Genomic DNA, 242 nt, shown 5'->3' on the forward strand with positions numbered 1-242 from the left:
GGAAATGTTTGCGCAGCAACAGATCGAGGAGTTGCTGCACCTCGCTTTCGCTCAGATCCATCACCGGCTCGCGGTTGGTCTTTTGGTTACACGCCAGGGTAATGGCGTTAAGCGAAAGCGGGTATTGGTCCGGCGTCGTCACCTGTTTTTCCAACAGGCAGCCGATGACCCGGGCCTCTTTGGCGTTCAATTCATATTTCATCGTTTGGCCTCAACGTGGGGGTAGCCACTCTTTATTGGTG

General features: G+C 54.1%; 1 protein-coding gene. It reads right to left on the reverse strand.

Annotation, left to right across the window (positions count from 1 at the left end):
* On the reverse strand, positions 1-202 hold a 202-nt coding region (locus AC4IFT_RS22600; protein ID WP_490752992.1), incomplete at its 3' end, for a DUF480 domain-containing protein.
* Between the last annotated feature and the right edge of the window lie 40 nt (positions 203-242).

Source organism: Providencia sp. UF-183, from assembly GCF_058246155.1.